Annotated in this window: 23 protein-coding genes and 2 pseudogenes; 12 read left to right on the forward strand and 13 right to left on the reverse strand. The window is 63.2% G+C overall.

The genetic code is table 11. The features are described from left to right. Nucleotides 1–84: 84 nt before the first annotated feature. The 4 genes from BST47_RS22565 to BST47_RS22585 all read left to right on the forward strand — a co-directional run bounded on the left by BST47_RS22565 (nt 85) and on the right by BST47_RS22585 (nt 2554). A complete protein-coding gene (locus BST47_RS22565; RefSeq protein WP_083127889.1) occupies nt 85–345 on the forward strand; it encodes a helix-turn-helix domain-containing protein in 261 nt (86 codons plus the stop codon). A 261-nt stretch (nt 346–606) separates the two neighbouring features. Continuing rightward, complete coding sequence (locus tag BST47_RS30775) at nt 607–783, forward strand: hypothetical protein (RefSeq protein ID WP_014211125.1); 177 nt, start codon at nt 607–609, stop codon at nt 781–783. A gap of 879 nt (nt 784–1662) precedes the next feature. Then, nucleotides 1663–1893: a hypothetical protein gene (locus tag BST47_RS22580; RefSeq protein ID WP_083127891.1), complete on the forward strand. Its 231-nt coding sequence runs from the start codon at nt 1663–1665 to the stop codon at nt 1891–1893. 73 nt (nt 1894–1966) lie between these two features. Next, a complete protein-coding gene (locus tag BST47_RS22585) occupies nt 1967–2554 on the forward strand; it encodes a hypothetical protein (RefSeq protein ID WP_083127892.1) in 588 nt (195 codons plus the stop codon). Nucleotides 2555–2750: 196 nt separating this feature from the next. Here the strand turns inward: BST47_RS22585 and BST47_RS22590 are convergent, their stop codons facing one another. Then, nucleotides 2751–3575, reverse strand: a complete 825-nt coding sequence (locus BST47_RS22590; RefSeq protein WP_234809820.1) for a hypothetical protein — start codon at nt 3573–3575, stop codon at nt 2751–2753. A 1066-nt stretch (nt 3576–4641) separates the two neighbouring features. Here BST47_RS22590 and BST47_RS22595 point away from each other — a divergent pair. Next, a complete protein-coding gene (locus BST47_RS22595) occupies nt 4642–4899 on the forward strand; it encodes a hypothetical protein (protein WP_133056236.1) in 258 nt (85 codons plus the stop codon). 229 nt (nt 4900–5128) lie between these two features. Here BST47_RS22595 and BST47_RS22600 read toward each other — a convergent pair whose 3' ends face one another. The 8 genes and pseudogenes from BST47_RS22600 to BST47_RS22635 form a co-directional block, all read right to left on the reverse strand. Next, nucleotides 5129–5428 (reverse strand): hypothetical protein, encoded by a 300-nt coding sequence (locus tag BST47_RS22600; protein WP_083127894.1) that lies wholly within the window; start codon nt 5426–5428, stop codon nt 5129–5131. Nucleotides 5429–5565: 137 nt separating this feature from the next. Continuing rightward, nucleotides 5566–5843 (reverse strand): annotated as a pseudogene (locus BST47_RS22605) (FAD-dependent oxidoreductase); the annotation flags it as partial. Between the two features lie 129 nt (nt 5844–5972). Further along, on the reverse strand, nt 5973–8258 hold the full coding sequence (locus tag BST47_RS22610) for a heavy metal translocating P-type ATPase (RefSeq protein ID WP_083127895.1): 2286 nt from the start codon (nt 8256–8258) through the stop codon (nt 5973–5975). Nucleotides 8259–8307: 49 nt separating this feature from the next. After that, complete coding sequence (locus BST47_RS22615) at nt 8308–9321, reverse strand: DUF8832 domain-containing protein (RefSeq protein WP_083127896.1); 1014 nt, start codon at nt 9319–9321, stop codon at nt 8308–8310. Further along, complete coding sequence (locus BST47_RS22620; protein ID WP_083127932.1) at nt 9318–9518, reverse strand: heavy-metal-associated domain-containing protein; 201 nt, start codon at nt 9516–9518, stop codon at nt 9318–9320. Before BST47_RS22620 ends, BST47_RS22615 begins: the two co-directional genes overlap by 4 nt. Before the next feature lie 661 nt (nt 9519–10179). Further along, complete coding sequence (locus BST47_RS22625; protein ID WP_083127897.1) at nt 10180–11550, reverse strand: hypothetical protein; 1371 nt, start codon at nt 11548–11550, stop codon at nt 10180–10182. Continuing rightward, the gene (locus tag BST47_RS31250) at nt 11547–11780 is read right to left on the reverse strand and encodes a hypothetical protein (protein WP_234809821.1); all 234 of its coding nucleotides are present in this window, start codon (nt 11778–11780) and stop codon (nt 11547–11549) included. The genes BST47_RS22625 and BST47_RS31250 overlap by 4 nt, the downstream gene beginning before the upstream one ends. A 295-nt stretch (nt 11781–12075) precedes the next feature. Next, entirely contained in the window at nt 12076–12792 is a 717-nt protein-coding gene (locus tag BST47_RS22635; RefSeq protein ID WP_083127899.1) for a YcnI family copper-binding membrane protein, read from the reverse strand. Nucleotides 12793–14107: 1315 nt separating this feature from the next. Here BST47_RS22635 and lpqS point away from each other — a divergent pair. The 4 genes from lpqS to BST47_RS22660 all read left to right on the forward strand — a co-directional run bounded on the left by lpqS (nt 14108) and on the right by BST47_RS22660 (nt 18690). Next, entirely contained in the window at nt 14108–14518 is a 411-nt protein-coding gene (lpqS, locus tag BST47_RS22640; RefSeq protein WP_133056237.1) for a putative copper homeostasis (lipo)protein LpqS, read from the forward strand. Between the two features lie 107 nt (nt 14519–14625). Further along, nucleotides 14626–15735 (forward strand): PLP-dependent cysteine synthase family protein, encoded by a 1110-nt coding sequence (locus tag BST47_RS22645; RefSeq protein ID WP_083127901.1) that lies wholly within the window; start codon nt 14626–14628, stop codon nt 15733–15735. Then, nucleotides 15732–16991 carry an MFS transporter gene (locus tag BST47_RS22650; RefSeq protein ID WP_083127902.1) on the forward strand — a complete coding sequence of 420 codons (1260 nt, stop codon included), beginning with the start codon at nt 15732–15734 and terminating at the stop codon, nt 16989–16991. Before BST47_RS22645 ends, BST47_RS22650 begins: the two co-directional genes overlap by 4 nt. A gap of 1387 nt (nt 16992–18378) precedes the next feature. Next, nucleotides 18379–18690: a hypothetical protein gene (locus tag BST47_RS22660; protein ID WP_207568666.1), complete on the forward strand. Its 312-nt coding sequence runs from the start codon at nt 18379–18381 to the stop codon at nt 18688–18690. Here BST47_RS22660 and BST47_RS22665 read toward each other — a convergent pair. The 4 genes and pseudogenes from BST47_RS22665 to BST47_RS22680 all read right to left on the reverse strand — a co-directional run. Continuing rightward, complete coding sequence (locus BST47_RS22665) at nt 18687–19724, reverse strand: L,D-transpeptidase (RefSeq protein ID WP_083127904.1); 1038 nt, start codon at nt 19722–19724, stop codon at nt 18687–18689. The two genes, BST47_RS22660 and BST47_RS22665, sit on opposite strands and share 4 nt — an antisense overlap. Before the next feature lie 216 nt (nt 19725–19940). Continuing rightward, nucleotides 19941–21128, reverse strand: a complete 1188-nt coding sequence (locus tag BST47_RS22670; protein ID WP_234809822.1) for an adenylate/guanylate cyclase domain-containing protein — start codon at nt 21126–21128, stop codon at nt 19941–19943. A 212-nt stretch (nt 21129–21340) separates the two neighbouring features. Continuing rightward, nucleotides 21341–22189 carry a F510_1955 family glycosylhydrolase gene (locus BST47_RS22675; RefSeq protein WP_083127933.1) on the reverse strand — a complete coding sequence of 283 codons (849 nt, stop codon included), beginning with the start codon at nt 22187–22189 and terminating at the stop codon, nt 21341–21343. Between the two features lie 149 nt (nt 22190–22338). Next, nucleotides 22339–23451: pseudogene (locus BST47_RS22680) on the reverse strand (L,D-transpeptidase); the annotation flags it as partial. A 432-nt stretch (nt 23452–23883) separates the two neighbouring features. Here BST47_RS22680 and BST47_RS22685 point away from each other — a divergent pair. The 3 genes from BST47_RS22685 (at nt 23884) to BST47_RS30780 (ending at nt 26365) form a co-directional block, all read left to right on the forward strand. Beyond that, a complete protein-coding gene (locus BST47_RS22685) occupies nt 23884–24678 on the forward strand; it encodes a DUF7373 family lipoprotein (protein WP_420094056.1) in 795 nt (264 codons plus the stop codon). A 279-nt stretch (nt 24679–24957) separates the two neighbouring features. After that, complete coding sequence (gene ripC / locus BST47_RS22690; RefSeq protein ID WP_083127906.1) at nt 24958–26070, forward strand: peptidoglycan hydrolase RipC; 1113 nt, start codon at nt 24958–24960, stop codon at nt 26068–26070. A gap of 154 nt (nt 26071–26224) precedes the next feature. Beyond that, nucleotides 26225–26365, forward strand: a complete 141-nt coding sequence (locus tag BST47_RS30780; protein WP_165799838.1) for a hypothetical protein — start codon at nt 26225–26227, stop codon at nt 26363–26365. The last annotated feature ends 121 nt before the right edge of the window (nt 26366–26486 follow it).

Raw genomic sequence — 26486 nt, forward strand, 5'->3', positions numbered from 1 at the left:
AGAGGCTCGAACGCCGCAACACGAAACCAGAATGCCCTACTAGTAGGGCTGACTTCTAGTCTTCCAGCGGGAGTACTGGATGGCGTGCCGACGCGCCCCAGTCAGAACGACCCCAAGCGCGTGGTCGCTTGGCAACGGCGGCGACGGCAAGTGGGGACGCGTATTCAAGCCCTACGTATCGACCGCGACCTAACACAGGAGCAGCTGGCGCAGCTGTCGGGGGTGTCGCGCAACGTGTTGATGGACGTGGAGCACGGCCGCCGCGGGATCCTGCACGAGCGGCTCTTCGACATCGCCAAGGCGCTTGGGGTTTCTGCAGCCGACCTCCTTGAGGGCATACGGTAGGACGAATCAATACCTAGATGGCTACTTTGGCGACTGCTGCGTTCTGGGCCCGCAGGGCAACGATCTGCAGGGTCCTGCAGGGACCTGCGGGACGCATGTTCGGTGAATCGAGTCGTCCCAACCTCGTGCGGCAAGCCGATCGTTGCCGTCGGAGCCGGGCTCAACACGACAAGGCCCGTGCAAAATGATGGCCGCGACCGCTTGCCCTACTAGTAGTACTATCCGGATAGCTAAAGCAGGCTATGGCGTAGGAGTGTCAAGGTGGAGAAGCGTAGAAGCGGGACCGAGACGCGACAACGCACCGAGAAGCTGAACCTGCGGCTATTGCCGTCTGAGCAGCGAGCATTGCGAATGCTGGCGGCCCAAGCGGGACACCGCAGTGTTCAGGCCTGGATCCTGGAGGCCATCGGGCCGCATCTGGAGAGTGTTCGCAACTAGCGCGGAGCGCGTGATCGCCAAAGCGGGGAGCGTCAGAGTGAACAAGGCCAGTCGCAAGCAGAGGGGTACTCGACGCCGAGCTGTCGAGTCGCGTCAACGGACTCGGCGCACTCCTCCCAAGGTCGATGATCATGGCGGCGTTGCCGTCGCAGACGTTGAACTCAACCAGCTGCTGACCGATCGAGGATGGGTTGAGTTCGATCGGACGGACAAACTCACCGTGTATGACTGGCCACCGTCAGCTCCCGGCGAGGAACACGAATTCACCTACCTGATTGTCGATTTGCGTGGCGAGCCCTGCGCCGGGCCTCTCTACCGGTGTCGGTCGTCAACGGTGATCGATTGATGTACGAGGCCGAATCGGCGTTAGTAGCCGACCTAAACACGATCGAAGCCAGTCGGTGTGCCGGCTGCACGCATCGCCCGCTCGAAGCGGCGCGGTAGCGACCCAATCTTTCCTCCTGGAGGTGTCCTGTGAAACGAAAGACGGTAACGGTCTCGCCCGCCGCCATCCACGCCGCGGCCAGGAAGAACACCAAGGCATCGGCACGGCTCGAAGGCCGCGAGGTGCCGGCTGACTTTGTCCGATCGCCAGCCGTCGAGCGGTACATCGCCGAAAGCGGATCGAAAACGGCTGACGATCTTGTACCGCGTTGCGAGTCCAACCGGATGACCCGGTCCGGCATCGGCGAAGCGGCAGACGATCTGCTCTCCTTTCTCAAAACTGAGATATGGCCGCTACTCGAGGAATCCTTCACCGATCACCAAAGCCGATCGCGAACAGACGCTCGACCGCCCGACAAAAGATTGAGACGGCGGTCGTCGAGTCAACCTGCTGAGGCAGCCGGCCCAGCGCGACCGGTGAAAGGGAAACCGACAGTGAGTCACTGGAACTACCGTGTCGTGCAGTCGTTCGGCCAGACCGAGTACTTCATCGCTGAGGTGTACTGCGACGGCACCCATGGGTGGGTGGACAGAGGCCATGACCTCCTGCGCTGGGATGACTACGACGACCTCAAGGGCACCGTCGAACTAATCCAGAAGGCGTTCGACAAGCCCCTGCTGAGGGTGGTCGAAGGTGACCGTCTAGTCGAGGTCTCTGCAACCTGACGAGAGCGGCCGCTATCGCGCCTGCGAACCGGAAGGGATGTACGCCTGCGAACCGGAAGGGATGTATCGGTAGATGAGCGAACACCACGACATTCCCGAGCTCACCCCTGCGGAGCGGATTCGGGTGCGGGCCATGGTGTCCGACATGACAGAAATGGCTGCCGGGCTACGCGCCGGAACCGCCGCCCCAGAGGACGTCGAGGGCGCGGTGGCTCGGATTATGTCCGACCGCGACACCATGCTCAACGCCCTGCAAGTCCCAACCGACGCCGGCCCGTTCGCTGCGGCATTGGAGACAATCCTGCGCCGGATCCCCGATGGCTGGGGACGCTGGATCGGACACGACGCCGGCTGGTACCCGATCGTGGTCGCCCTCGATCGACGCCTGTCCGCGATCGACCCCGAATACGTCGTGCACCAAATCAAGGAGAAATACGGCACCCTGCGCTACTACTGCGCACCCAGCGCAGAAGAACCCAGCCCCGCGGTGTTGGATGCATTCCGCGCGATCATCGGCGAGGCCGAACGTGCCTCGGCGATCACTTGCGAACGCTGCGGCGAACCCGGCGTGTTGCACGAAACCCGCTACCTGGTCAAAACAGTCTGTGCGTCCTGCGCCCACAGCCTCGGCTACACGCCTGTGCAGCAAGACACGACGTAGCGTCGAAAGATCAGATCGGAGCAAACCGTGACCAAGGATGAGATTGACCCCCAAACTGGCGGGCTCCATCCCGCCGAATTGTGTGGGGACGGCTGCGCCGGATGCTGCGACGAGTGGGAATGGAAGTAACGCAGCGCTATCGGTAGGACCGCGACGTTTGAATGCGCCTGAGCGCCATCGCACCGCGGTCGCTTGGTTACCGCGCGTGCAGGCGGGTCCCGCAGACGGGACACCAGCGGACCTCTGTACCGAGGATGGCTTCGATCGATGACAGATCGTCGCCGCGGTGCGTGCATGCCTGGCGCGTCAGGTGGGTGCGGATCGTGTCGACGATGAACTGTGCCCGTACGACTGGCGTAGTCCCGTAACCCTCGCTGTCGGTTGTGCCGGAGGCGATGACGTCGCCTTCGTCCAACCCACGTTCCTGGTAACTAACGGTGCCATCGTTGGCGGTGCCGGCGACTGTCCGGACGAATCGGCCGCTAGGCCGCAGATCGAGCTCGATCCACCACACATCGTGGCGCTCGCGGAAGTAGAAACTGTGACCGTCGACCGTCCCGCGCCACTGTTCGGGCGCGAGCCCGCCATGATCGTGCACAATGACCCCGGTCTGCTCAGCGAGCCACATCTGAAGGCCGGCGTCCGCGTCCTGCTCGGCCGCGGTGATCTGCTGGCCCTCTGGTGATCGCCAGAACGCCTCAATGCCGTTGCGCCACTCGTTGAATGCGCGTCGGCGATCCTCGGGTGTGCGTGCGCACACGCAGTCGAATCCGTAGTCGTGCACATCGCTTTCGGGCAGCCGGGGATGACACGAACACCTGCAGCGCTCGCCGCTGTCGATGTATCGCCACACCGTGAGCGCATCGAGGGCCACACCGGCGAGCTCGCTAGACTCTGCAACACCGAGCCGCTCGAACGCCGCTGCCAGATGGTCGCGGTAGCGCAAGCGCGCCTCACCGCGGGCGCGCTCGACGCGCTCTCGGTAATCGGCCGCGCGGGGAAGCTCCGGTCCTCGGCCCACAATCGTCGAGGATGACATGAGGTTGCGGTCATGTCGCGCGAATTTCGGGGGCCAGCCGCCGGTGCCGGTCGCCAACGTTCTATCAGCGGCCGGAGCCCGAAGCACTGACGTCGCTGTACCGCAGTTGAATCGCATCGGCAGCCAAACTAGTTGACCACCTTCCGGCCGGGTGCGATCTTGCTGTGCTGCCCTGGCCCCCGGAAAGACCCTGAGGCGATGACCTAATCGACGACGAATACACCGAACCGACCACAGACGCCGACGACCGCCATAGTTGGGTGTTATCGGCGTCGCCGCACTGCTGCGAGTGGGCGCAGGTCAGGTTCGGCCGGAGCCGACGGAGGACGTACTTATCTAACGGGACCTGCAGCTACGCGACGCGCGGCAGCGGCCGCTCGTCAAGAGAGATACAGGGTGACCCGACAATCATTCGCTCAGTGACGCTCCACCGCACCCTTCGATATCGTGCAGACGCTGCTCATATTGTGACATTGGCATGGTCCATCCTCTCCGCGACGCGTAGCGGCGTAAAGCCGCGGCCTGCTCGGCGGGGATAGATCCACGGGCCGAAGATCAAGTTCGCCCCTCGTGAGCGGGCTGTCGGAAATCATGATGTGGCTACTCGTCGAGCGCGGCGTCGTCCAGCTGGAAGGTAAGGGCTCTGTCTCAATGCAGGACCGTCGCGGCCCATCCGTCGCTCGTCGGCGCGGTGCCGCTCCGCAGCGGCAGCTACATCATCAGCGATGAGTGGGTCGCTGAGGAGTTCGACTCTATGGGCGTTCGCCTCGCGAAAGAATGCCACCGCCAAAACAGTACAAGGCCGTGCAGCCTTCGATGCCGACGCTGCGACGACACCCACCACTACTGCTCTAAGACAGGCACGAATGAGTATTAAGGACGCTTGGCTGCGCGCGGACATGGCGGTGTTGCTGTGCGGAGGTAATCCTGAGACGGTGCGAGAGCGCGCGACTGCTTGTGCGATGTCGCCCGAACACGTACTGGAAGCTTGTCGCCGAGCAGTCGAGATCACCGCTCGATCGGATGGCGACCTGGCACCCTTCTGGCAGTGGGAGGCCACCCCGCCGCGATGTCTGGACGTGCGCGTGTTCGACCAAGCCAGTACTGGGTTGATGCGTTGCGCGTCGCGCACCGCATCAACGACCCCCAAGACATGACCGATGCCTACCTGTACGCATTGATCGAGTTCCTCAGCAACCACGCCGAACACATGCTGTCGGGCTATCGGCGCATGCAGCCGACCGCGGCCCTGGAACCACGGGAATGGCTCGAATCCACCAGTCTGATGCGCGGCTTGAGGAAATAGAAACTGCGCCGGCGAACGCAGGCCGGTAGCCGCGACCAGCCCCGCTAAGAACCCCGCAGTGCATCGCGACTCCCTCAAACGCGGCGAGACAAAGACTTCGTCGCGGCGGCGCATTCGAACACAGAGTTTTCGTTACGCCGTACTGCGAAGGCTACCAATGTCAGAAATTGTCACACCGCCGGATTCCTAGGAGCTCAGTTGGAAACCGTTGCAGCCCAGTAGCTGTCCCTTACCTCGCAGCCCATTCTGCAATTTCGGCAAGCTTGAGGACCTGGGAGATGTCACCTCCGCTGTACTCAAGCCACTCAAGGGGTGTTGCCGGGCGGCCGTCGATGGCGATATCGGGATGCGGTGAGCGCAAGAAACCCGCGATCGAAACCGGATGCCAGTCCGCCGGCAATGATTCAAGGAGGCGGTCCAACCCGGGCGCCTGGGCGTCATCCCGCGCCGCGGGCTGCATATTTTGTGGTCGAGGCTTGCCGCCGCGTTCGTCGGAACCCTCCGCAGTGAAGCCGGCCGCATCGAGCACACGGACTTCAGGCGGCGTAAGGCGAGACCGTCGACCACACATACGCCCATCATCCACGGGCATCCAGAGCGCTGTCCAGGAAACTCGACACCCGCGCACGATGAACATGCCGCTCAGATCTGGCCGCTTAGCGCCGACCCGTCGAGCCACACTGCGTCGACGTCTTCCATCCGCAGGTCGGCGCCGAACCGCAGCGCCTGCTCGCGCATCTCGTCCATTAGTTCCGGCCCGGTGATGCCGTCGCGGAAACCGGGATAGTTCTCCACTTCGGTGGTGTTCATCAACGCACCACCGAACTGTGTGCCCTCGAACACCAGCGGCTTGAGCTCGGCACGGCGGCGTAGATCGCCGCCGTGTAGCCGGCCGGCCCGGAGCCGATGATGATCACGTCATGGATATCTGCTGTGGTGGGCATGGAGAACCCTTCTGCTCCGAATGGTTAAGGGGCCCGTTCTGTCGATGTCTGCGAAACCGGCAGGCCCTGTCAGAGGTCAAACGAATGGTGTTGTGGCTGCGCGGCATTGCCCAGCCACAATCCATTCCGCTACCCGGCCGCGGTGGGCTGTCCGAATCGTGAACGGAACCGTCGAAGTCGCAGGCTATTGCTGACCACGAACACTGAACTGAATGCCATTGCAGCTCCGGCGAGCATCGGGTTGAGCAAACCTGCAGCTGCCAAAGGCAAGGCGGCCACGTTGTAGGCGAACGCCCAAAACAGGTTGCTCTTGATGGTGCGCAGGGTCCGCCGCGACAGTCGGATCGCATCCGCGGCGGCACGCAAGTCTCCGCGCACCAAGGTGATGTCGGAGGCTTCGATGGCCACGTCGGTTCCGGTTCCCATGGCCAGGCCCAGATCGGCCTGAGCAAGCGCGGCAGCGTCATTGACACCGTCGCCGACCATCGCCACCGTCTTGCCCTCCTTCTGCAGCCGGGCAATGACGTCAACCTTGTCCTTGGGCATCACCTCGGCGATCACCTCATCGATGCCCACCTGATCGGCGACCGACCGAGCGACGGTGGCGTTGTCACCGGTCAGCAGAATCGGCGTCAAACCCAGTCCCCGCAGCTGGCTGATCGCCTCGGCGGACGTGGGCTTGACGGCATCGGCGACGACGAGAATTCCACGGGCCGCGCCGTCCCAGCCGACGGCAATCGCTGTCTCGCCGGCAGATTCCGCTGCATGCATTGCCTCGGTCAGCTCGGCCGGCAGGTGCTGGGCCCAGTCGGCGAGCAAACTCGGACGCCCCATGACGACGGCGCGGCCATCCACAACACCCTGAACGCCGAGCCCTTCGACGTTCGTGAACCCTTCCACCGTTGGCAGCTCACCGAATTCGGCGCCTGCTGCTTTGGCGACCGCTTGCGCGATCGGGTGCTCCGACGCGTTCTCCAACGGCCCGGCCAGCCGCAGCAGTTCATTGCGATCTTGCCCGTGGGCCGCGATCACCTCCATCAGCGTCATCTGCCCGGTAGTCACGGTGCCGGTTTTGTCCAGCACGACGGTGTCGATCCTGCGGGTGTTCTCCAGGACTTCGGGGCCCTTGATCAGAATCCCGAGCTGAGCGCCACGGCCGGTACCGACCATCAGAGCCGTGGGAGTGGCCAGGCCCAGCGCGCAGGGGCAGGCGATGATCAGCACGGCCACGGCGGCGGTGAACGCCGCCGCCAGCCCGTTGCCGGTCCCGATCCAATAGCCAAGGGTGGCGGCCGCCAGAATGATGACGATCGGCACAAAGATTCCCGAGATGCGGTCGGCGAGGCGCTGCGCTTGGGCTTTGCCGTTCTGCGCGTCTTCGACCATCCGGGCCATCTGCGCCAATTGGGTGTCGGAGCCGACGCGGGTGGCGCGCACCAGCAGGCGACCGCCGGCGTTCACGGTTGCGCCGACGACGGTGTCACCGGCGCCGACCTCGACCGGCATGGATTCACCGGTCAACATCGACGCGTCCACCGCGGAGCTGCCCGACACGACGACTCCGTCGGTGGCGATCTTTTCGCCCGGACGCACCACGAATTCGTCACCGACGGCGAGCTGATCGATCGGAATCCGTTGTTCGCGACCGTCTTTGACGACGGTGACGTCCTTGGCGCCGAGCTCGAGCAGGGCCCGCAGCGCTGCGCCGGCCTTACGCTTCGACCGGGCCTCGAAATACCGGCCGGCGAGAATGAAGGTGGTGACCCCGGCAGCGGCTTCCAGATAGATGTTGCCCGCGCCGTCGCTTCGTGTGATGACAAGCTCGAACGGGTGGGTCATCCCCGCGACTCCGGCGGTGCCGAAGAACAGGGCATACAGTGACCATCCCAGTGCCGCAAGGGTTCCCATGGAGATCAGGGTGTCCATCGTGGACGTGGCGTGGCGCAGGTTGGTCCAGGCGGCCTGGTGGAACGGCCATGCGCCCCACACCACCACGGGTGCCGCCAAGGTCAGCGACAGCCACTGCCAGTTGGTGAACTGCAGTGCCGGCACCATCGCCATCGCGATGACCGGCACCGACAGCACCAGCGAGACGATCAACCGCTGCCGCAGCGCCCGAGTGGGGTCGTCCGTGTCGGAGTCCGCGTCGGTCACCGGTGCATCGGCGGCGCGGAGCAGCTCGGCGGTGTAGCCGGCTTCCTCGACCGCGGCCACCAATGCTTGGGTGTCGACCGTGTCGTCGTAGCTGACCTTGGCCTTCTCGGTGGCGTAATTGACTGTGGCGCTGACACCGTCGAGCTTGTTGAGCTTGCGCTCGATCCGGTTGGCGCAGGAGGCGCAGGTCATTCCGCTGATCGACAGCTCGATCTGGCGGTCGCTGGCCGTGACCCTGGTGTCTTCGTCGATCGATGTCATTGCAGTCTCCTTAGAACGAATCGCTGGTGATGACGGCGCGCGCCATAGCTCAGTGGTGGCCGCCGGGCTCGGTGCCGGCGGGTGCTGGCGGCGGTGTCGCTTCGGCCGGGCCCTGACTGAAATCCGCAGCGGTTGCGGTGAATTCCGCGGTGCGCACGACACCGTCGTGCTGGAAGTCCAGGAACATCCGGTAGGGGCCCGTCGACGGTGTCGTCGCGTAGAAGGTGACATCGGGGCCCGGCTCGGTGACTCCGTCACCCGGTGTCCCTTCCGGGTGCACGTGCAGGTAGGCCAGGTCGTCGGACCGCAGCACCACCAGGTGGCCGTAGGCGGCAAGATACGGCTGCAGGTCGGTGACCGGCGCGCCCCCGCGCGACACCGACAACGTCAGCTTCGATGAGCTGCCCGCCGACAAATCACCGGTCAGGGTGACGGTGTAGTCGTCGACCGTCGTGGTCATCGACGACGGCGCCAGTGGCTGCCGATGGTAGTCGCCGGTCACCGACACATCGGTGCCCAGCGTGAGATCGTCCGCGCCGGCAGGTTTGAAGTCGGCGAACAACCGCCACGGCCCCGGCAACAAGTCCAGATGGGTGTGCCAAACGCCGGACGCCTCGAGGGTGGGGTGGACGTGCTGGAACCCGGTCATGTCCCGACGGACGGCGATCAAATGCAGGTCTTTGTCGTGTGTCATCTCATACTTGGTGACCGGCCGGCCGTCTGGTCCCATGATCCGGAACGTCACGCCAACGTTCTTGCCGGACGGCAACGACGTTGCTTCAGGGAGGAAGGTGTAGCCGCCGTCGGTGGCCCTCAGGCCGGTTGGACTGGTATCGGCCAGCGTCGCCGCAGGCTCGCTACCGCCGGACACCACGGGGTCGTCTGCCGCACCGGACACTGCCGGCGGACCGACGGGTGTGGTTGACGTTGCGCCATGAACATCGTGCTCGACGCTCTCAGTGCGGGGCACCCACGAGCCGGTGGCGTTGCCGACCGCGACCGCGCCGCCGAACACGGCGGCAAGTACCACGGCGAAACCGCCGAGCTTCATCGAAGTGTTCATGAAGCGTAGCCGGCCGACTCGACAGCAGCGCGAAATGCGGACTCATCCATGGGTGCGTCGCTGGTCACCGCGACCTGACCGCTGGCCAGATCGACCGCAACGTCGCGAACGCCGTCGATTCCGCTGAGTTCCCCGCTGACCCTGCGGACGCAGCCTCCGCAGCTCATCCCTACGACGGTGAAAGTCGTTTTGCTCATCACGATCTCCTTATTGAATCCATTGACCGCCGCGGCTGTACCGATCTCGCGGATACGACGCCACAAGCCATAGATACCATACCCCCCTAGGGTATACAAAGCCTGATCGTCAGGTCGGTGCTCATTTCGCCCTCGAAGCGGGCGACGCCACTGAGTCCGCCGTCCTTGAGCTGGGGGAGACAACGTCGACTCAGTGCGCGGCCTGGTATGGGACCGCCGCGCTCGCAATGGCTGTCGTGTTATCGATCGTGCCGATCCGTCCCGTCGCCCGTCTCGATCCGCCCAGATCTTCCGGGTCTGAAGGGAGCAGGCAGTTCACCCGCGTTGTCACCTGACGCGTCTCGCCGAGCGACTACCCGACCGCTGAACTACCGTCAGTACAATCGCCAGTCTTTGAGCATCGGCGGTACACCGACCGGCAGACTCTGGTTGTGGAGGGGCGGTTGGCCGGTAAATGGAGACATTGCGTAGCGACAATGCGCGGTCGCGTCACCTATTCAAACTCCGGGTCTAGCTTCGGCTCCGACCTACGAAGCACGATAGGAGTCGAGAAGCCGCGTCGGCTTCACGAAACGGCGGAGCTTGACAGAGTGCGGTTCGACTCGGTGCATCTCGTGACCAAGACGCCGATGCCGCGTCGCGATAGGCTCGCGGGCTGAAGTCAAGCTCCGAACAGTAGGTACAGGCCGGCAAAGGTGTAGCCGACCATTGTCAGCATCATCGCCAGCTGGCCGGTCAACTGGTGACCTACTGGCAGCACACGCAGCGCCTTGTCGTGCGCGGCGATCACCGCCAACATGTGTCCGATGACCACGGAGGCGACCTTGATGGTCCACAGCAATGTCGGATTCAGAGACAGGAAGTACTGCACGTCGCCGGCGTCCAAGCCGAGCAGGTGCCAGCCCCTGCCCAGCGGGTCGGCGAGCCGCACGATGGTCTCCTGGCCTCGCTCGACGAGGTAGGAGAGGTAATGCGCGAAAATGTAACCCACGACTATGGGGATGAGGCTGTGAGCGAGGAGACCCGGCAACTCACGCCGTCGCTCGCGGCTCACACCGGCGGCCGCACGCGCCGCAGCGGAAAAGGTCACGCCGACGGCAAGCACGAAGAGTAATAGCCCAAGGGATCGGAGCACGACGCCACCCGCCTGAGCATCGACCAGGGGGATGCCGGCGGCGTTGCGATTGACGAAGTTGCTGAAGGTTGCTGACTGGGAGAAGCTGTCGAAAGCGGTGGATCCGAGGAGCACCGCCATTACCGCTAGTGTGCCGGGCCGCACCGGCATGGTTGGCAGATGATCAAGCGGGTTCCCGAGGACGACGCGGCCTGTCGCGCGATTTCTCCTGAAGGGTGCCAGCCGCGAAACGGTCACGCTGTACACCTCGAAGGGGTCGGCTCGGGCGAACCACGTCGTTCCGAAAAGCGCTGCGCCAAAAAGCATTGCAACGAGATAGATGAGAATCCAGATCTTGATCGATGTCAGCGAGCCTGGATCGGAACTTGCCAATTCAAGCCACACGAAGGCAAACAGCCCTACCACGCCGGGCCAGTATCCCCAACCCTGCCGGTACTGCACACGCGCCACCGAGGGTTTCGCACCATGCCGCCTGATGTGCGCGAGTTTGGCTATGGTGCGTACTGGCGAGATCACCCGCCAAATCGGCCCGACGACAACCGAAACGGCGACCAGGCCCACCCACAGGAGCACGTAAAACACGCCCGGTAGGGCGTTGTCACTGTCCTGGGTTCCCCAGATCGCCGCCACGGCAACCCATATGGAGAAAATCACGGCGGCAGCGGCGAAGAACCATCTGACCACCGGCGAATCGACGACAGCAGTCACCCATGTCGGTAACTCCCTTCCGGGCTTCGCCGGATCGAAGCGCGGCGTCCTCCATGCCACTGCTACCACGGCGAACGTTGCAGCCAATGCCCACGCAGCCCCAATCAGCGCATACGACAGGGGCACTGGGAGGTCGGTCGATCCACCTACGCCGTGTGCGAGGACCGTCTCAGCGACTTCGCGCGTCAAGGCCGGACTTCGATGGTGACGACTGTGACATGCAAGTCGTGTAACTCCACCGCGACGCGACCGGGGACGTCGACGGTGAACTCGAAGCGCTGATCGGGGGCTGCCGCCACGTCGAAGACGTGTTCAGGGACAGAGTGCACGTGCAGGCTGTCCACGGCGTCGCTGGTGACCTGGAGCGCAATCGGCTGCCCGAGCACAGCTTGAGCCTCCGCGTTCGTAGGCGTTGCCACGCCCTTGTCGATAGTGATCTCGATGACCGTCGGAGCATCCGCGCTCGCCGAAGTTGTCGCCGCAGGCGTCTGCGCCGACGGCGACTGCGCAGCAGAGGATGGGTTCGAAGGTGACTGTGCCGATCCGCACGCCGCCACGACAGCGACGGTTGCCCCAATTGCGCTCGCTGCTAACCAAATACGGCTTCTACCCATGAATAGGTCCGTCCCAGGTGATGGTCATTGTGAGTACACGATTCGTGGAGGATGACACAGCGCGTCCGGCAATAGACCGGGCGCACTCATTGGGCAGTCGCTACTCCGTGACCGCGGAGCGCTCGGGAGCGGTGCCAGTGTCCTGCAAGTCGGCGGGATGAGTGGATCGTCGGGCCCGGTCTATGGAGAAAATGCCCAGCGCGACGGCGATCACCGCAAAACCCAAAGCGGTCCAGGCAATCACCGAAGTCATACCGCTCCCGCCGCCGGATGCAGCCTCCGAACTCGCCTTGAGATTCACTGACGGCACCGGGAACTTCGGGTCGCTGCCTTCGGGCACCGGTTCCGTCCAGGCGTCGGTGGTCCCATCGACGAAAGTCTGAAATGTGGGCAGGGTCAACGTCTCGACATCTGGCAGCGGTCCGGCTTCCAGAACGAAATCGTCGAATTCGCCTCGCTGGATTCCCGGACCCGTCGCCGTCCACGTCACCGAGCTGACCACCTCGTCGACGGGCGTGCCGTCGTCTCTGTACATCGGCGGATTGGGCTTCTTCTTCTTGATATCGAGTCGCCATCCCGGAACCGGCTGAGCCAGCACGGTGCGGATCTGAACGTCATCGGGAATCCGCACTTCTACCTTGGTGGTGGCGGGCTTATTCCGTTCACCGGGAACGCGCAATGTGATCAGGCCAGTCTCCCCTGGCCCGCCCCCGTCGAGGATCGCGTCGACGTGAGCGGTCGCTGATGGGCTCCCAAGCAGGGCCGCCACAGCGCTGAGTATGAATATTGCGACGATGCGCATAAGAATCTTCAACACCGACCACCTCCGTTTGTGAATTGCTGTCTTCGAATCGCTTTCGAAAGCGCCTGCCTCAGTTCGGAACTGCCGTTGCGAGGCGGACGGTCGCTCTCACGTTCCCACCATCTCCCCAAATGCGATCGCTTAAGGCTTAGCTGTGCGTGTCCGAGGCTCTTCCTGACCGAGGGCACAGTCTACGGGGTAAGACGGTAGATGGCGGAGATGGGGTGCGGCGGGTCGCGCATCCCGACGTGGAGCGTCTCTGACCTGCGACACGTCACCGAACCAGAATTGGCTTGGGGTAGGGGCCTACCGACGTCGCACCATCTTTGGTCGCCATGTCCTGCGGTGTTCGGTGCGACGTTTATGAAGTCTTCATCAAACAGCGAGAAGACGCATATTCCGGCGGCGGACCGCAGATGGCACGGACGGCATGCGCTACGTCGCGCCGGCGCCCGCTCGGAACACAACGAGGAGAAGTCGAAGGGGGCAAAACAAGCAGATTGCGGTCGCGATCGCCGCTGCCGCAGTACTGGTCACCTTTGCACGTGCAGCAATTCAGAGTCGAGTACTTAGTCGTCGGCGAGCCCGGGCGCGACACCAGCACCATCGACAACGGACGCAGTCCCGGCCGACGCGCAGGCGCACAACGACGCCGATGTGACGTTCGCGCAGGGCATGATCCCTCATCAACAACGAGTGGTCGAGATGAGTGACATGTTGTGGCCAAGCAAGGCATAGACCAGCGGGTCGTTTCACTGGCCGAAGAGATCAAGGCGGCCCAGGCCCCGAGATCGAGATGATGCGAGACTCGCTGAACAACTGGGGCGTCGTAGCGATGCCACCGATGAGCAGCGGGATCACGACATGCCGGGTGACTTGTGTGTCACCACTGAGCGGCCAGCCAGATATCAGCCAGCAACACTCAATGCCCATTTCGACCAAGGTCAAAGGCCCTAGGAGGAGAGTCTCTGGATGATTAATTCGGCTGTTGACGTGTGTTTCCCATCACGAGGCCATGCGAGGCGTCACCGACGGGCGAGCAGCAGGCACGGCGACCGTCTGGAGCAATCGCATACGCAGTAGGCGTCGATTTAGTAGGCGATCGTCAACCTATGGAGTAAAAGCGTTGTTAAGCAGCATGTATTCTTCGCCGCGAAAGACAAAGATTCCGTCAAAAGCATTATCAGTCAATCACACTCGGACGCGTTCCGAATCGACTGCCAATCGCGGTAAACAGCCAAGACGCGTTCATCGCGGCGCGATCACAAGATGGCGTCGAATCGGCGGGTCCTCGGTTCGAGCTGGATCCGCTGCTACAGTCGGCTGCATTGTGAGGTATGGCGACGCTCCCATAGCTGCGCGACGGAACACCGTCGTGGCGGTCTTCTTCGCGTTCGTCGTGCTGATCTCAGCCACCGGATGGAAGCTCACCGAGCACGAGCATCCCGCACATCACGGCCCCCATGCGCTGGCCTCCAGTATGTCCACCGACTTTCCAGCCGTCGTGGAGCACCCACACGTGCAGGACGGATCCGTCACCGTCACACCTGACACCATTGCCGAAGCGGCCTTGCCACGTACGGTGACGCTGCTCGCGGCAATCGGGCTCGTCGCTGTTATCGGCGCCGCCTTCTCATCGTGGGCGACACGTGTTTCTGCTGTTGTCCGAGGGCCCCCAAGACGTGGTGGTTCTGTCGCCGGGCAGCAACTGCTGCTTCGGCTCTGCATCGCGCGCCGCTGATCGGGTAGCGCCAGGCTCGCCGTCCTTCGAGGTGAGTCGGTGTTCGCTACTCCTGTCAGCCGCCGCGGCAAGGAACGTCGTGGCATCACCGAAAGTGACCCACGTTCATGAGCCATGCTCTGTCCGTCCACTCACCCCACCACCACGCGATCCAACATCACCGCCTGCGTCGTTTCGACCAGCCGGGCACGATGATAGGAAATACGCCTGTCCTGAGGATCTCGGCGCCGTTCACCGACGACAGCCGCGGGTTTTGGGCCAAACTCGAAGGGTTCAACCCTGGCGGGATGAAAGACCGTCCCGCGATACACATGGTCGAAAGGGGCCGCGCCCGCGGTGATTTGGGGCCCGGCAGCAGGATCGTCGAGTCTACAAGCGGCACGCTGGGATTGGGACTGGCCTTGGCCGGCACCGTGTACGGCCATCCGGTCACTCTCGTCACAGATCCCGGACTCGAACCGATCATCTCGCGGATGCTGACCGCCTATGGCGCTGATGTCGATGTCGTCACCGAAGCGCATCCCGAAGGCGGATGGCAGCAGGCACGGCGCGATCGCGTGATGGAAATCCTCGAATCTGATCCGCACGCTTGGTACCCGGATCAATACAACAATCCCGACAACGTCGACGCCTATCGGGGACTTGCAGCAGAGCTGTCAGCTCAGCTGGGCACGATCGACATACTCGTCTGCTCGGTAGGCACCGGCGGCCATTCTGCCGGGATCGCGCGGGTGCTCCGCGAAACCAACCCCGACCTGCAGCTCATCGGGGTCGACACGATCGGCTCAACCATCTTTGGCCAGCCCGCACGGCCGCGGCTGATGCGAGGGCTGGGGTCGAGTATTTACCCTCGCAACGTGGACTATGCCGCCTTCAACGAAGTGCACTGGGTCGCTCCCAGGGAGGCCGTGTGGGCATGCCGCACGCTCGCGGCTACCCACTACGCCACCGGCGGCTGGAGCGTTGGCGCCGTCGCCCTGGTCGCCGGTTGGGTCGCAAGGACGAATCCGTCGAGCGCAACGATCGCGGCGATCTTTCCCGACGGGCCACAACGCTACTTCGACACCGTCTACAACGACGACTACCTCAGCGCCAATGGGCTGCTGACCAGTGATCCGCCACGGAATCCAGAACTCGTCACCGATCCACGCAATCATGTCGTCACGTCCTGGACCCGAACATCATCGATCACAGATCCGACAGCGGTCTCACGATGAGCTTCACGGCACAGTTTCGTAGCTTCGGCTGGCCCAGCCGGATGCTGATGATCAATCAGTTCGGCATCAACCTCGGCTTCTATATGCTGATGCCCTATCTCGCGGGATACCTCGCCGGCCCGCTTGGTCTTGCCGCGTGGGCGATCGGACTAGTGCTCGGAGTGCGGAACTTCTCGCAGCAGGGCATGTTCATCGTCGGCGGCACGCTCGCTGACCGTCTCGGCTACAAGCCGCTGATCGTTGCCGGATGCATACTGCGCACCGGCGGATTCGCCTTACTGGTGGTTGCCGATTCGCTACCTGCAGTGCTGATCGCCTCCGCGGCAACAGGTTTCGCGGGCGCGTTGTTCAATCCGGCTGTACGCGCCTACCTCGCCGCCGATTCAGGACCACGACGCGTCGAAGCGTTCGCCACCTTCAACATCTTCTATCAAGCGGGAATACTGGCCGGGCCGCTGGTTGGGCTTGCACTGTTGGCCCTCGACTTCCGCATAGTCGCGGCATCGGCGGCGGCCGTCTTCGCATTCCTGACCGTGGCCCAACTGTTCGCCTTGCCGCAGCATCGAGCGACGCCGCCAACGGAGAAGACCACCGTTCTGCAGGATTGGCGGACCGTCCTCACCAACCGGTCGTTCCTGCTGTTCTCCATAGCGATGATCGGCTCCTATGTTCTGTCCTTCCAGGTCTATCTGGCTCTGCCGCTACACGCCAAACTCCTCGTGCCCGCTCATGAATCCCTGACTGTTGCAATGATCTTCGTCGTGTCGGGCTTAGTGGCTGTAGCGGGACAGCTACGCATCACCCGATGGTTCACCAAGCGCTGGGGATCGGGGCACTCGCTGGTCATTGGCATGCTGATCCTTGCAGCCGCCTTCACGCCGATGATCGCATTCCCCAGTGGAGCACGGTTCGGCGAGCTCGCCGCCATCCTCGCGCTCGTCGTTGCAGCAGCGGTGCTTGCCGTCGGCTCCGCGGCGGTGTTTCCCTTCGAGATGGACACCGTCGTCTCGCTGGCCGATAACCGATTGGTCGGTACGCACTACGGCTTCTACAACACGATCGTCGGCATCGGCATTCTGGCGGGCAATCTAGCCACCGGCGCGCTGATGCAAGCCGCCCGCACTGCTGGCCTTGAAGAACTCATCTGGGTCGCGTTGACAGCGGTCGGCCTCCTAGCTGCCGCGGCGCTCTACAGGCTCGACCGCAGCGGACGCCTGGTCCCCGAGTTGCCGAGCGTGGCAACGCACACCGCTTGATCGCCGGCAACTTTTGGCACTTGCGCAGGTGAGCGCAAACCGAGCGATAGCTGAACCATTTCCCGCCTAGCGAACTGTGCGCCAGATCACCTCTCCGGAAGCACGCTTGAACAGACCTTACGCAGACCTGTTTGCGGCCGTAATGCGGTGCATTACAACGGAATTCCGTTACATAGTCGACGCCTGAACGCTATGGCAATGTACCCCCCCGATCCAAACGCGGGGAATACCATGGACGTATCTATTAATTAGTCCCGTACGTATCTACACCGTATGTAGCTCGTACGCCGAAGGATCGGAGAACTGATGAAGATATTCCTCGCAGCTTTCGCTGTCGCGTTGAGCGCGGCGTCCGTCGTGAGTCCTGCCGCTGCGTCCGGCGCGCCCAGCGGTCCCCGATCGGTAACGGACACGGTGGCCTCGCTCGAAGCGCAAGGCTTCAAAGTGATCGTGAACAAGGTCGGCCACGCCCCGCTAGATCAATGCACAGTTGGAGGAGTTCGACAGGGCCAGGTGGTCACCGAACTCAAGCGCAACAGGCGGGATCAAACAGTCAAGAGAGTCAAGTACACCACCGTATACATCGACGCGAACTGCTGAGCCTCGTCGAGTGCCCCGGAAGTCCCGGCTTCCGGGGCACTGGCGTATCGCTGCAAATGTGCGCATCCTTCAGCGAGCAGCGTTGCGATACGGCAGCAGTCAGCGGATAACACTCCTGGCCGTTCGATGCCATCGCTGAAGTTTCATGGGGAAACGACAACCTGACTGCGCTGACTGCATTGCATCCGTTCGAAATCATTAGCCGAGAGTTACGTTGTCTGTGCACGCGTCGGCGGCGGGAGCAGACGGCCAGACGCCCACCGACCGGCGATGAGCGCTGCGCTGCGCCACCGTGGACTGTCTCGCTTAGTACTGAAAGAAACAGTAGGTACTGATGGATCGGAGCGACCTGTGCAAAGACGCTGTCATGAAGATGGGGAGGCGTTCACGCACGTCGACGCAACTCGCGCACGTTCACCTCACCGCGACAAGCTGCCGGTTGAAAAGTTGGTGTGGCACATCGCTGACTCACCCCGGTTTGTGCGGCCGTCGCCTGCCGCACACCGCCTCGATATCGGCTGGGGGCGTTCGGCAATGATCGAGCCCGGATATTGTCATCGCCACGGTGCAAGGCCTCGGCATGCGCGGGCTGAACCAGCAACCGACGTTAACGGGACCGCCGGTGATGGTGCGCGACGCCGCATCGGACGTGGAAGCGATGACGATTGGGGCCGCAAGCCGACCGAATCGCTACGATCATCGCGGCGATGTTAACCCTGGTGACCGTGGTCGGCGTCTATTCGGGTCTCGCCTCTGGCACGAGGTACTCACCGCGGGCGATGACTTCGTGGCGACGGAGGGGCACGACATCATCGTTCAGGTGCACGAGGGTGACTCGACGGACGCGGTCGCGCAAACGCTTGCTGACCGGGATGCCGTCGTCACCGCGGGGGCGTTTGTGGAGGCCGCGGCTGAGAACCCGGCGATTTCCGCGATCCAACCGGGCTTTTACCGGGTGCACACGTTTATCTCGGCGGGCGAGGCAGTCGATCGGCGTGGCAGGCAACCCGGACGCGGCGGAGGTGAACTGGCCAAGCCGTCGATCGGTACCCAGTACCCAGTGCGGTTCGCCGGTGCGCCGCCGTGGAAATCGCCTTAGATCTGCCAGTCTTGTGCGCCGTCATTTTGGTTGTAGGGGCCGCCATTGGTGTTCTTGATGACCACAGGATCGCCGCTGCCGAAGTTGTCGAAGAACCACTGCGCGTTGGCGGGGCTGAGATTGATGCAGCCGTGGCTGACGTTCTCCTCGCCCTGTGAGCCCACCGACCATGGTGCGCTGTGCACGAAGATGCCGCTGTTGTCGATGCGGACGGCGTCTTGAACTTTGAGCTTGTACCCTTCGGGAGAGTCGACCGGCACACCGTACGTGGAGGAGTCCATCACCATGTCTGCAAACTTCTCCAGCACGTAGTAGGTTCCGTTCTTGGTTTCGTAGCCCTTCTTTCCCAATGACACTGGGAACGTCTTCGCCAGCTTTCCGTTGCGCACGATCTGCATCTGGTGAGTCTTGTCGTCGATGGTGGCCACCAGCGATTCACCGGTGCGGAAGCTGGACTTGGCGCCACTCGCATCGATGCTCACCGACGTGTTGGCTGGCCAGAAATCTATTGGCCGCCAACGAACTTGGGTGTCGCTCATCCAGTAGAACTTGCCGGGCACCGGTGGGCTGGACGAAATGTGGATAGCTTGTTCGGCCATCGGCCGGTCGGCGATGGGCCGCGAGAAGTTGATGATGATCGGCTTGGCAACACCAACCATCGAGCCGTTGACCGGATTGAACGTCGGCGGCGCGAACACCGGCTGACCGACATATGGTGTCGGATTCTGTCCTGCCGGGGTCCCTTCCGGGATCGGTTGGGATGCCGCTGCTAGTGGGCCGGCCAGGGGCGGCACGAACGGGTTTGGCGGTGCGAGCGGATCTGCAGGCGCGGGCGGCGGGAATACGAACGGATTGGCCGGAGGCGGGGGAGCGAGCGGGTCACTGGGCGGCGCCGGCGCGGCAGCCGGATCGATGGGGGCCGGGGGCGGTGGCGGCACATCGGGCTGTGCCAGCGCAGATCGGCTGCCAATCGCCAGGGCCAGCCCGACCATGACGATCGCTGCGACGAGCCTGTACCTGGTGTGCTTGCGCATTGTCACCTCCGGGTCTACACGAAGCGTTGTCGAGTGTCGTACGGTGCACAGACCGCGATGCCTTCGGGGGCCAGTCTACTGTGTACGTACGCGGCTAGTAGATGAAGTGGGCGGCGTCGTTTGGGCGCAGACCGCGCGGCGCATCGTTGGTTCTATGCTATCGGGCTCGGCAAACCGACAACTTGGGGGCATTTCGTCACAGGTAGGCTCGCTCGCTCACCTGGGGTCAGTGGTGACGAACTGATTTGGGCGATCGGCGAAGGCCTGCTTGCAGGTCTCGCTGCAGAACGCGAATGTCCTTTCAGCCCAGTATAATTGGGCTGCCACATCGGCGGGATGTAGCATCATGCCACACACAGGGTCAGTCGTGCGGTCTGAGCGGCTCCGGATGCGTCGCCGGACTTCGACAAGACAGATTGGATCGTGAATCCCCTTGAGTCGCTGCGGGGGCAGTGCAGTGAAGTCGGCTTCAGGGTGAGGTCCGGCCGCGTCGCGGAGGTCTTCAGTGATCAGAAACTGGCCTACAGCGCCGACCGACGCTACGCGTGCGGCGAGATTGATTGTGCCGCCGACATAATCGCCTTCACGGTAGAGAACCGTGCCGCTATGCGCGCCGATATGTAGCGCTGGAAATTGAGGTTCTGCGTCGACGAAGCGGTCCATCGCCAGGCCAAAGGCGATAGCGTCGGCGGGCTGGGCGAACATCAGCATGTACTCGTCGCCGATCTGTTTAAGTACCCCTCGGTGTCGCGATGCCCTGCTGCGCACGGTGATGCTGAATCTGCGCAAAACGTCGGCCGCCGCATGGTCGCCCATGGTTGCGGTCAGCGAGGTAAAGCTGGCCAGATCGACGAAAAGCACCGTCGCCCGTTCCTCCCCGGGTGTGGTCGAGGGCGGGGTGGTCGGCTCGGCAAGATGGCGCAGCAGGTCTTCACGGTTGGCGCGCTGATATGCCCGCCGAAGGAAGTACATGACGGTGGGGTCGACGAGGTCCAGCAGTGGCTTGCCGACACCCTCGCTGGCCGCCAGCAGCTCCGGGCCAGTGAGTCCCTGGGCTCGGAACCGTTCATGGACGTAATCATGATAGGTGCGCACGATAGCGTCGGCCAGGCGATCGGTGGCGTCCGCGAACACGCGGATCAGCTGCATCAAAGCATCGCTGGGCATCCCGAGTGCCAGCGCTTTGACGAGCACTTGCAAAGTTGCGACGTCAGATTCTGTTCCGGCGCCGACGTCGTTCCAGTCCAGAATTTCGGCCAGTTCACTGATCACTGTGTCGTCGAGGCCTAGCTGTAATGACCAGGCAGGTTGTGAACGGCGTGGAATCGCCGACTGATACCAGTTCGTCAAATGTGCCCAGCAGATCGCCCTGGCTAGCGATCGCCGCCGCAAGGTGGTCGTCACTGACGCCGCGGGTGCGCGCGAACTGGATCAACCTCACCCGGTGCAGAGAGTCGGGTTCGAAATGTCCATCCGGTCGGCGGTGGAGCAACTCGGTATCGGCATACCCACGAATGCGGGCCTCGGATTCCCCGGCGGCAGCCGCTAGTTTGTCCAGACTCCAGGGTCCCGACGCAGCATTCTTGCGGCGTCGGCCTACTCGCGGTGGGTCATGCTCATTGTGCGTCGAAGGCATAGAAGGCCTCGAACGTCGTTCCATTATCGCTCGAGCGGTGAATACCGTTATCGGTGGCAACGAACACCAGGCCGCGGCCAGCCGCCAGCACAGCCTGCGTTTGCTCACCCAAGGCGCGCCGCGCTTGCCACGTGGCGCCCGAATCCTGGCTTGCATACACCGTCCCAAAGGGATCGATTCCGATCACAGGGCCGTCCTCAGGCCAGCTCAACAAGGCCAGCTGGGGTTGGGCACCGACCGGTGTGAACGTCTTGGCCCGGTCGAGGCTGCGCGCAAGTCCATCGGCGGTCGTCGCCAGAACCTCATTCGCGTTGTGCGGTGAGACCGCAATGTCGACAGCGCTGATCGCGGCGCGTTGATCCCAGGCGCGTTTATCAGCGCTGACCATCACAGTCTGGGTGCGGCTGTTGAGGCCGTAGACCAGCCCGTGCCGGTAATCGAGCGCATGGAAATCAGCCTCGCCGGCCATCGACACCGAGGTCCACGATTGGCCGCCATCTGTGGTCTCGATCAAACCGAGGTGCGGCGGCGCGTCACGATCGTTCTCGCCGGGATGTCCGCTGCCGAGGAAGTGGTCGGGTCCGGCAACGGTGAAGCCCATGAAGTCCTGCACGACACCACCGACGAGTTCGGGATCGCGCTCGTTGGCGATCCGGTACACACCGAAATGTGTGCCCGCATACAGCGCTCCGTCGGCCGGATTGATGCCTAGGCCGTGGATGTGGGCCAGACCTCTGCTGTCGGGTTGGCTGGATGTCGTGCCGCTGTTGGAACACGCGCCGACCAACAGCATCGTCACCGCCAACAGGGCAACGAGCGTTGACCGCATGCTCACCTCGTTCCAAGCCAAGGATTCGCCGATGGGCGGCATCAGAGGTTTGCGTTGCCTGTTCGCCACTGCTCCCATGGGATGTTCCAGTCCCCGAGACCGTCGGTCCCCGACAGCGTCGGGCCCACGGTGTTGACGACCTCGACGATGTCGCCGCGTTTGGTGTTGTCGTAGAACCAGATCGCGTTGGCGGGGCTCACGTTGAGGCAGCCGTGGCTCACGTTGGTGCGGCCCTGGCTGCCCATTGACCACGGCGCTGAATGCACATAGATGCCGCTGTAGGACATCTGCGTGGCCCAATCCACATCGAGGCGGTAACCCTCCGGCGAGTTGACGGGCACACCGTAGGTCGACGAGTCCATGATCAGGTGCGAATACCGGTCACCGATGATGTAGGCGCCATTATCGGTAGGCGTGCTGTCCTTGCCCATCGAGAGCGGCATGGTTCTGACCACTTCACCGTTGCGCCGCACGGTCAGCGTCTTGGTGCTGTCATCAGCCGTGGCGATGACTACGTCGCCGATGCTGAACCGGGTGGTGATGTCCTCCTGCCCGAAAAGGCCATCACCGAGATCCACCCCGTAGGTGTTGACCGCCACCTCGACCTTAGTTCCGGGCTTCCAGTATTCGGCTGGGCGCCAACGCACTTCGCGGCTGTTGAGCCAGTAGAACGCGCCTTCTACTGGCGGGTTGGTCGTCACCTTGATGGCCTTCTGCGCCGCCAACCGGTTGGGGATGTCCTCATCGAAGCGGACCGCGATGGGCTGGCCGACACCCACCACCTCACCGTCATTCGGCATGACGTAGGGCATCGTCAGGTTCTCCGGCGACTGCGTCTCAAATGTCATGCTATGGCGCGCCACGCCGCCGAGTCCGAGCGCCTCGGCGTTGAGCGTGTATTGCTTGTTGTAGCCCAACGCCTCGGTCGTTGCCCACGTGAGTCCATCCGGGCTCAGCTGCCCGTCGACCAGATTGCCCTCTTCGTTGACCATGCTGACCGCGCCCAGCACGCCGTCGCCGGCGGCGACGGTGACAGGGGAATCCACAGGAACGCCGACGGCGCCATCGCTCACCGACGCTTGCAGCCGGGGCACCAACAGGTCGCTGTATGGATCGCCCTTGTCCGCAATCACCTGAGGCGCCGGAGCAGACGCGTTGCTGCTGCATGCACCGAGCGCCAATGCCAGAGCGGAGCCCGCCGCCACGGCGATCAGCCAGAACCGGTAACCCCGTCGGCGTGTTACCGAACCGCGCTGCCGCATCGCCCTTCCCCTCTCTGCTCGCTGCCAATCAAGCGGCAGCGATCGAGCAACTACCGTGCGCCCACGCCAGCACTGCGCACCGCCATGGTCACCTCCAGAGTTACCGTCCCGTATATGGCTCAACTAGTCCTTCGTTAAAGATTCGGTAAAGCTTTCCCGATCGGCCATTTGCCTGCGCCGAATGTCGTCCGCGCAGCAGCCGAGCTGGCCCTGCGGTCTACTATCTGTGTACGTACATACTAGCGTTTCGACAGGGGAACCCTATTGGGCGCCCTGCACCTTTTCAGAATGCCTGGCATGGGTCACCGCAGTGCGGCGGCAAGCATTACGGCCGTGAATGACTGGCCGCTGCTGTCTAATAGCTAGAATAGTATGTAGCTGCAGCGTATTTCATGTGGGCACATGTGAGATCCGCGGTCTGTCGACGCGACAATGGGGGACTGGGATTCCGCAGAACGCGTCGAGGTCTGCACGTGCCGGGCGGTGAGGTGTGGTGAATGCGGCCGACTACCTGGTTGCCTGGGCAACGCTGTACTTCGACTGAGTGACTCAGAGTCGGCGGCCGCGGCGGTCTCCGACCTACGGGCAACGAAATTGACCGAGCCGACCAACTGGACCTCGCCACAACGAGTCTTGGTTCCCGGAGACCCCGATGTGCTGGCGATCGGCTACACCGTCGTGGACCCCGAGACGGGACGTCAGCGGGTCGCTATGCGTTCCTTTGCTTTTTACGGTTCGGATGTGCTTACCCAGGTGGTCCGAGTGGTTGGCGGCCTGGCGCCGGCGGCACAGCTTGTTGTAAAAACCATCAACGTGCAACGTGTGATCATCGACCGGTTTCCGGCGACCGATCCAGCAGACTTCGCCGAGATCTCGCTCGATCCCACCGGCTTGTTGGCACGTACCCTGCTTCTGTCGCCGGAGGAGGCGGCGCCGGTTCAAAATGCGCGTTACGGCAAACGTGGGGCATTGCATTTCCAAACCGACCCGATCTGGTCGTCTGCCTTGTTCGACGAGACGGTCATGGACTTAGCGGCCAGGGCCAAGACGAACGTATACCGCCTGTCAGACGGTTACGCCGCACTGGTGATGGTCGACGAATTCGCCGCTGATGCCCAAGGCTCAGCTGGGAAACCCGTCGACGGCGTCGAATTCATGCCGGTTAGTCACCGGGTATGGCGACAAACCGGTGGTGCGCAGCGGATGGTGCGCACCATCGAATCCTGAGCACAGCGTCGGCGACGCGAGTCGGATTCCGCGCCGTCACCCATGAAGCGACGTTGCATCCTCACAGGCGGCAACATTCGTCACGGCGACGCTGCGCCGCCGTCCTCGCGCCAGTAGGCCGTCGCCGCCTCCGGATAGAGGGGACCCGCGCGAGCGGCGTTACTACAAGCGCTCGCCAAGTTCCCACTCTGCATAGACAACTCCGATGCCATTTCGTAACCTATTCGAGACTTACGTACTTCCACCGGACTTCGGCCACCGCAGTTAAGGATCGTCTGCTTGAAACTCGATCGCAAAGAGCGCATGGGTCCTTCGTCAGGGCGGTGGCTACTTGGCACGCTTGCATCGCTTTCGGTCTTGGGGTCAATGGTGGCCGCCGATGTGAGCGCAGATCCAGCCGCCGACGCGTTAGCCAGGCTTAACGAGTTGTCCCGCACGGCCGAACAGACGACTGAGGCGATGCACTCGGCGCAGATAGACCTTGACGCCAAATTGGCCGCCCGGCAGGCCGCCGAGCAGCGCCAGACCGCCGACGAGGCGGCACTGGAATTGGCTAAGGCTGAGCTGACTGGGTATCAAGGCGCCGTCGACAAGGTCGCGGTCACCATGTATGTGGGCGGCCGGCCCGACGGTGTATCAGCGATGTTGACCGCCGAATCTCCGCAACAGCTGATTGATCAGCTGGCTCTCGAGCAAGCGATGGCCACCGAGATGACCGAACGGATGCGGGCTTTTCGAAAAGCCAACGAGCGGGCCGTGTTGGCGGCCCAAGCCTCAGCGGCATCAGCCGAAGCAGCGCGTGCCGCCGCGGAGCAGGCGGCCGCGGTCCGCGCGCAGCTGCAGTCCAAGCAAAGCGACCTGCAGCGTCAGATCGTCGCGGTGAAGGCGCAGTACGACGCTTTGACTCCCGATCAGCGCACCGCCTTGGCCGATCCCGGCCCGCCGCCCCCGCCATTGCCTGCAGCACCGGCACCAGCTGACCCGGCGATTGTCGCGATGCCCGGTCAGCCGCCCGTCGAGAACGCCGTGCCGCCGGCCGTGCCGGGCGGTGAGGGAGCTGCTGTGGTGCAGGCGGCGTTGTCGCGGGTGGGCTCGCCGTATTCGTGGGGTGCGACCGGGCCGAATGCCTTCGACTGCTCGGGGCTGATCAAGTGGGCCTTTCTGCAGAACGGCAAGTCGCTACCGCGGTCGAGCCAGGCTCTGGCCCAGGGAGGTCAACCGGTCGCGATCTCAGACCTGCAACCTGGGGACATCGTGACGTTCTACTCCGATGTCTCTCATGCCGGCATCTATATTGGTGAAGGGATGATGGTGCACGCCTCGACCTACGGCACACCGGTGAAGGTGTCGCCCATTGCGAACGCTCCATTCCACAACGCGCGCCGCTACTAGCAGCGCGGTAGTCAACCGCGGAAGAAGTCGGCGGTGCGCTGAGTCCATGTCTGGACGTCATCGACGGTGCGGTTGTCGGCGGCCTCGAGGAGATCGAGAAGATCGTCGTGTTCGAAGGGTAGTCGGCGGGTGTCGACCGGCCGGTGGAGTGTCCGTGCCCACGCTGGTCGTAGGTGAGCAGGCGGCGATCTGCAGCGACGGCGTCGATGCCGAACAGCTGCAACACCCGCACGGCGGCCCTACTGGGCAGCGCGCCGTGGGCGTAGCCGACGCCCCGTCCGCGGCCGGCCGATGAGCTCGTAGGCAATCATTGCTCCGTCTGCGATGCTGCAACTGTCACTCGACATAGGCCTCATCCGATACCCCTACAGGGCAAATATGCCAAACGCCGGCCGGATCGATTGCAATATCCCCAG

The sequence above is a fragment of the Mycolicibacterium tusciae genome, from assembly GCF_002086795.1.
Taxonomy (GTDB): domain Bacteria; phylum Actinomycetota; class Actinomycetes; order Mycobacteriales; family Mycobacteriaceae; genus Mycobacterium; species Mycobacterium tusciae.

Excerpts from the sequence above, each read along its gene's own strand:
- BST47_RS22665 (WP_083127904.1), bottom strand. The coding sequence starts at position 19,724 with ATGCGCAAGCACACCAGGTACAGGCTCGTCGCAGCGATCGTCATGGTC.
- BST47_RS22675 (WP_083127933.1), bottom strand. The coding sequence starts at position 22,189 with ATGCGGTCAACGCTCGTTGCCCTGTTGGCGGTGACGATGCTGTTGGTC.
- BST47_RS22685 (WP_420094056.1), top strand. The coding sequence starts at position 23,884 with ATGGGGGACTGGGATTCCGCAGAACGCGTCGAGGTCTGCACGTGCCGG.
- BST47_RS22645 (WP_083127901.1), top strand. The coding sequence starts at position 14,626 with ATGAGCCATGCTCTGTCCGTCCACTCACCCCACCACCACGCGATCCAA.
- BST47_RS22610 (WP_083127895.1), bottom strand. The coding sequence starts at position 8,258 with ATGACATCGATCGACGAAGACACCAGGGTCACGGCCAGCGACCGCCAG.
- BST47_RS22650 (WP_083127902.1), top strand. The coding sequence starts at position 15,732 with ATGAGCTTCACGGCACAGTTTCGTAGCTTCGGCTGGCCCAGCCGGATG.
- BST47_RS22615 (WP_083127896.1), bottom strand. The coding sequence starts at position 9,321 with ATGAACACTTCGATGAAGCTCGGCGGTTTCGCCGTGGTACTTGCCGCC.
- BST47_RS22620 (WP_083127932.1), bottom strand. The coding sequence starts at position 9,518 with ATGAGCAAAACGACTTTCACCGTCGTAGGGATGAGCTGCGGAGGCTGC.
- BST47_RS22585 (WP_083127892.1), top strand. The coding sequence starts at position 1,967 with ATGAGCGAACACCACGACATTCCCGAGCTCACCCCTGCGGAGCGGATT.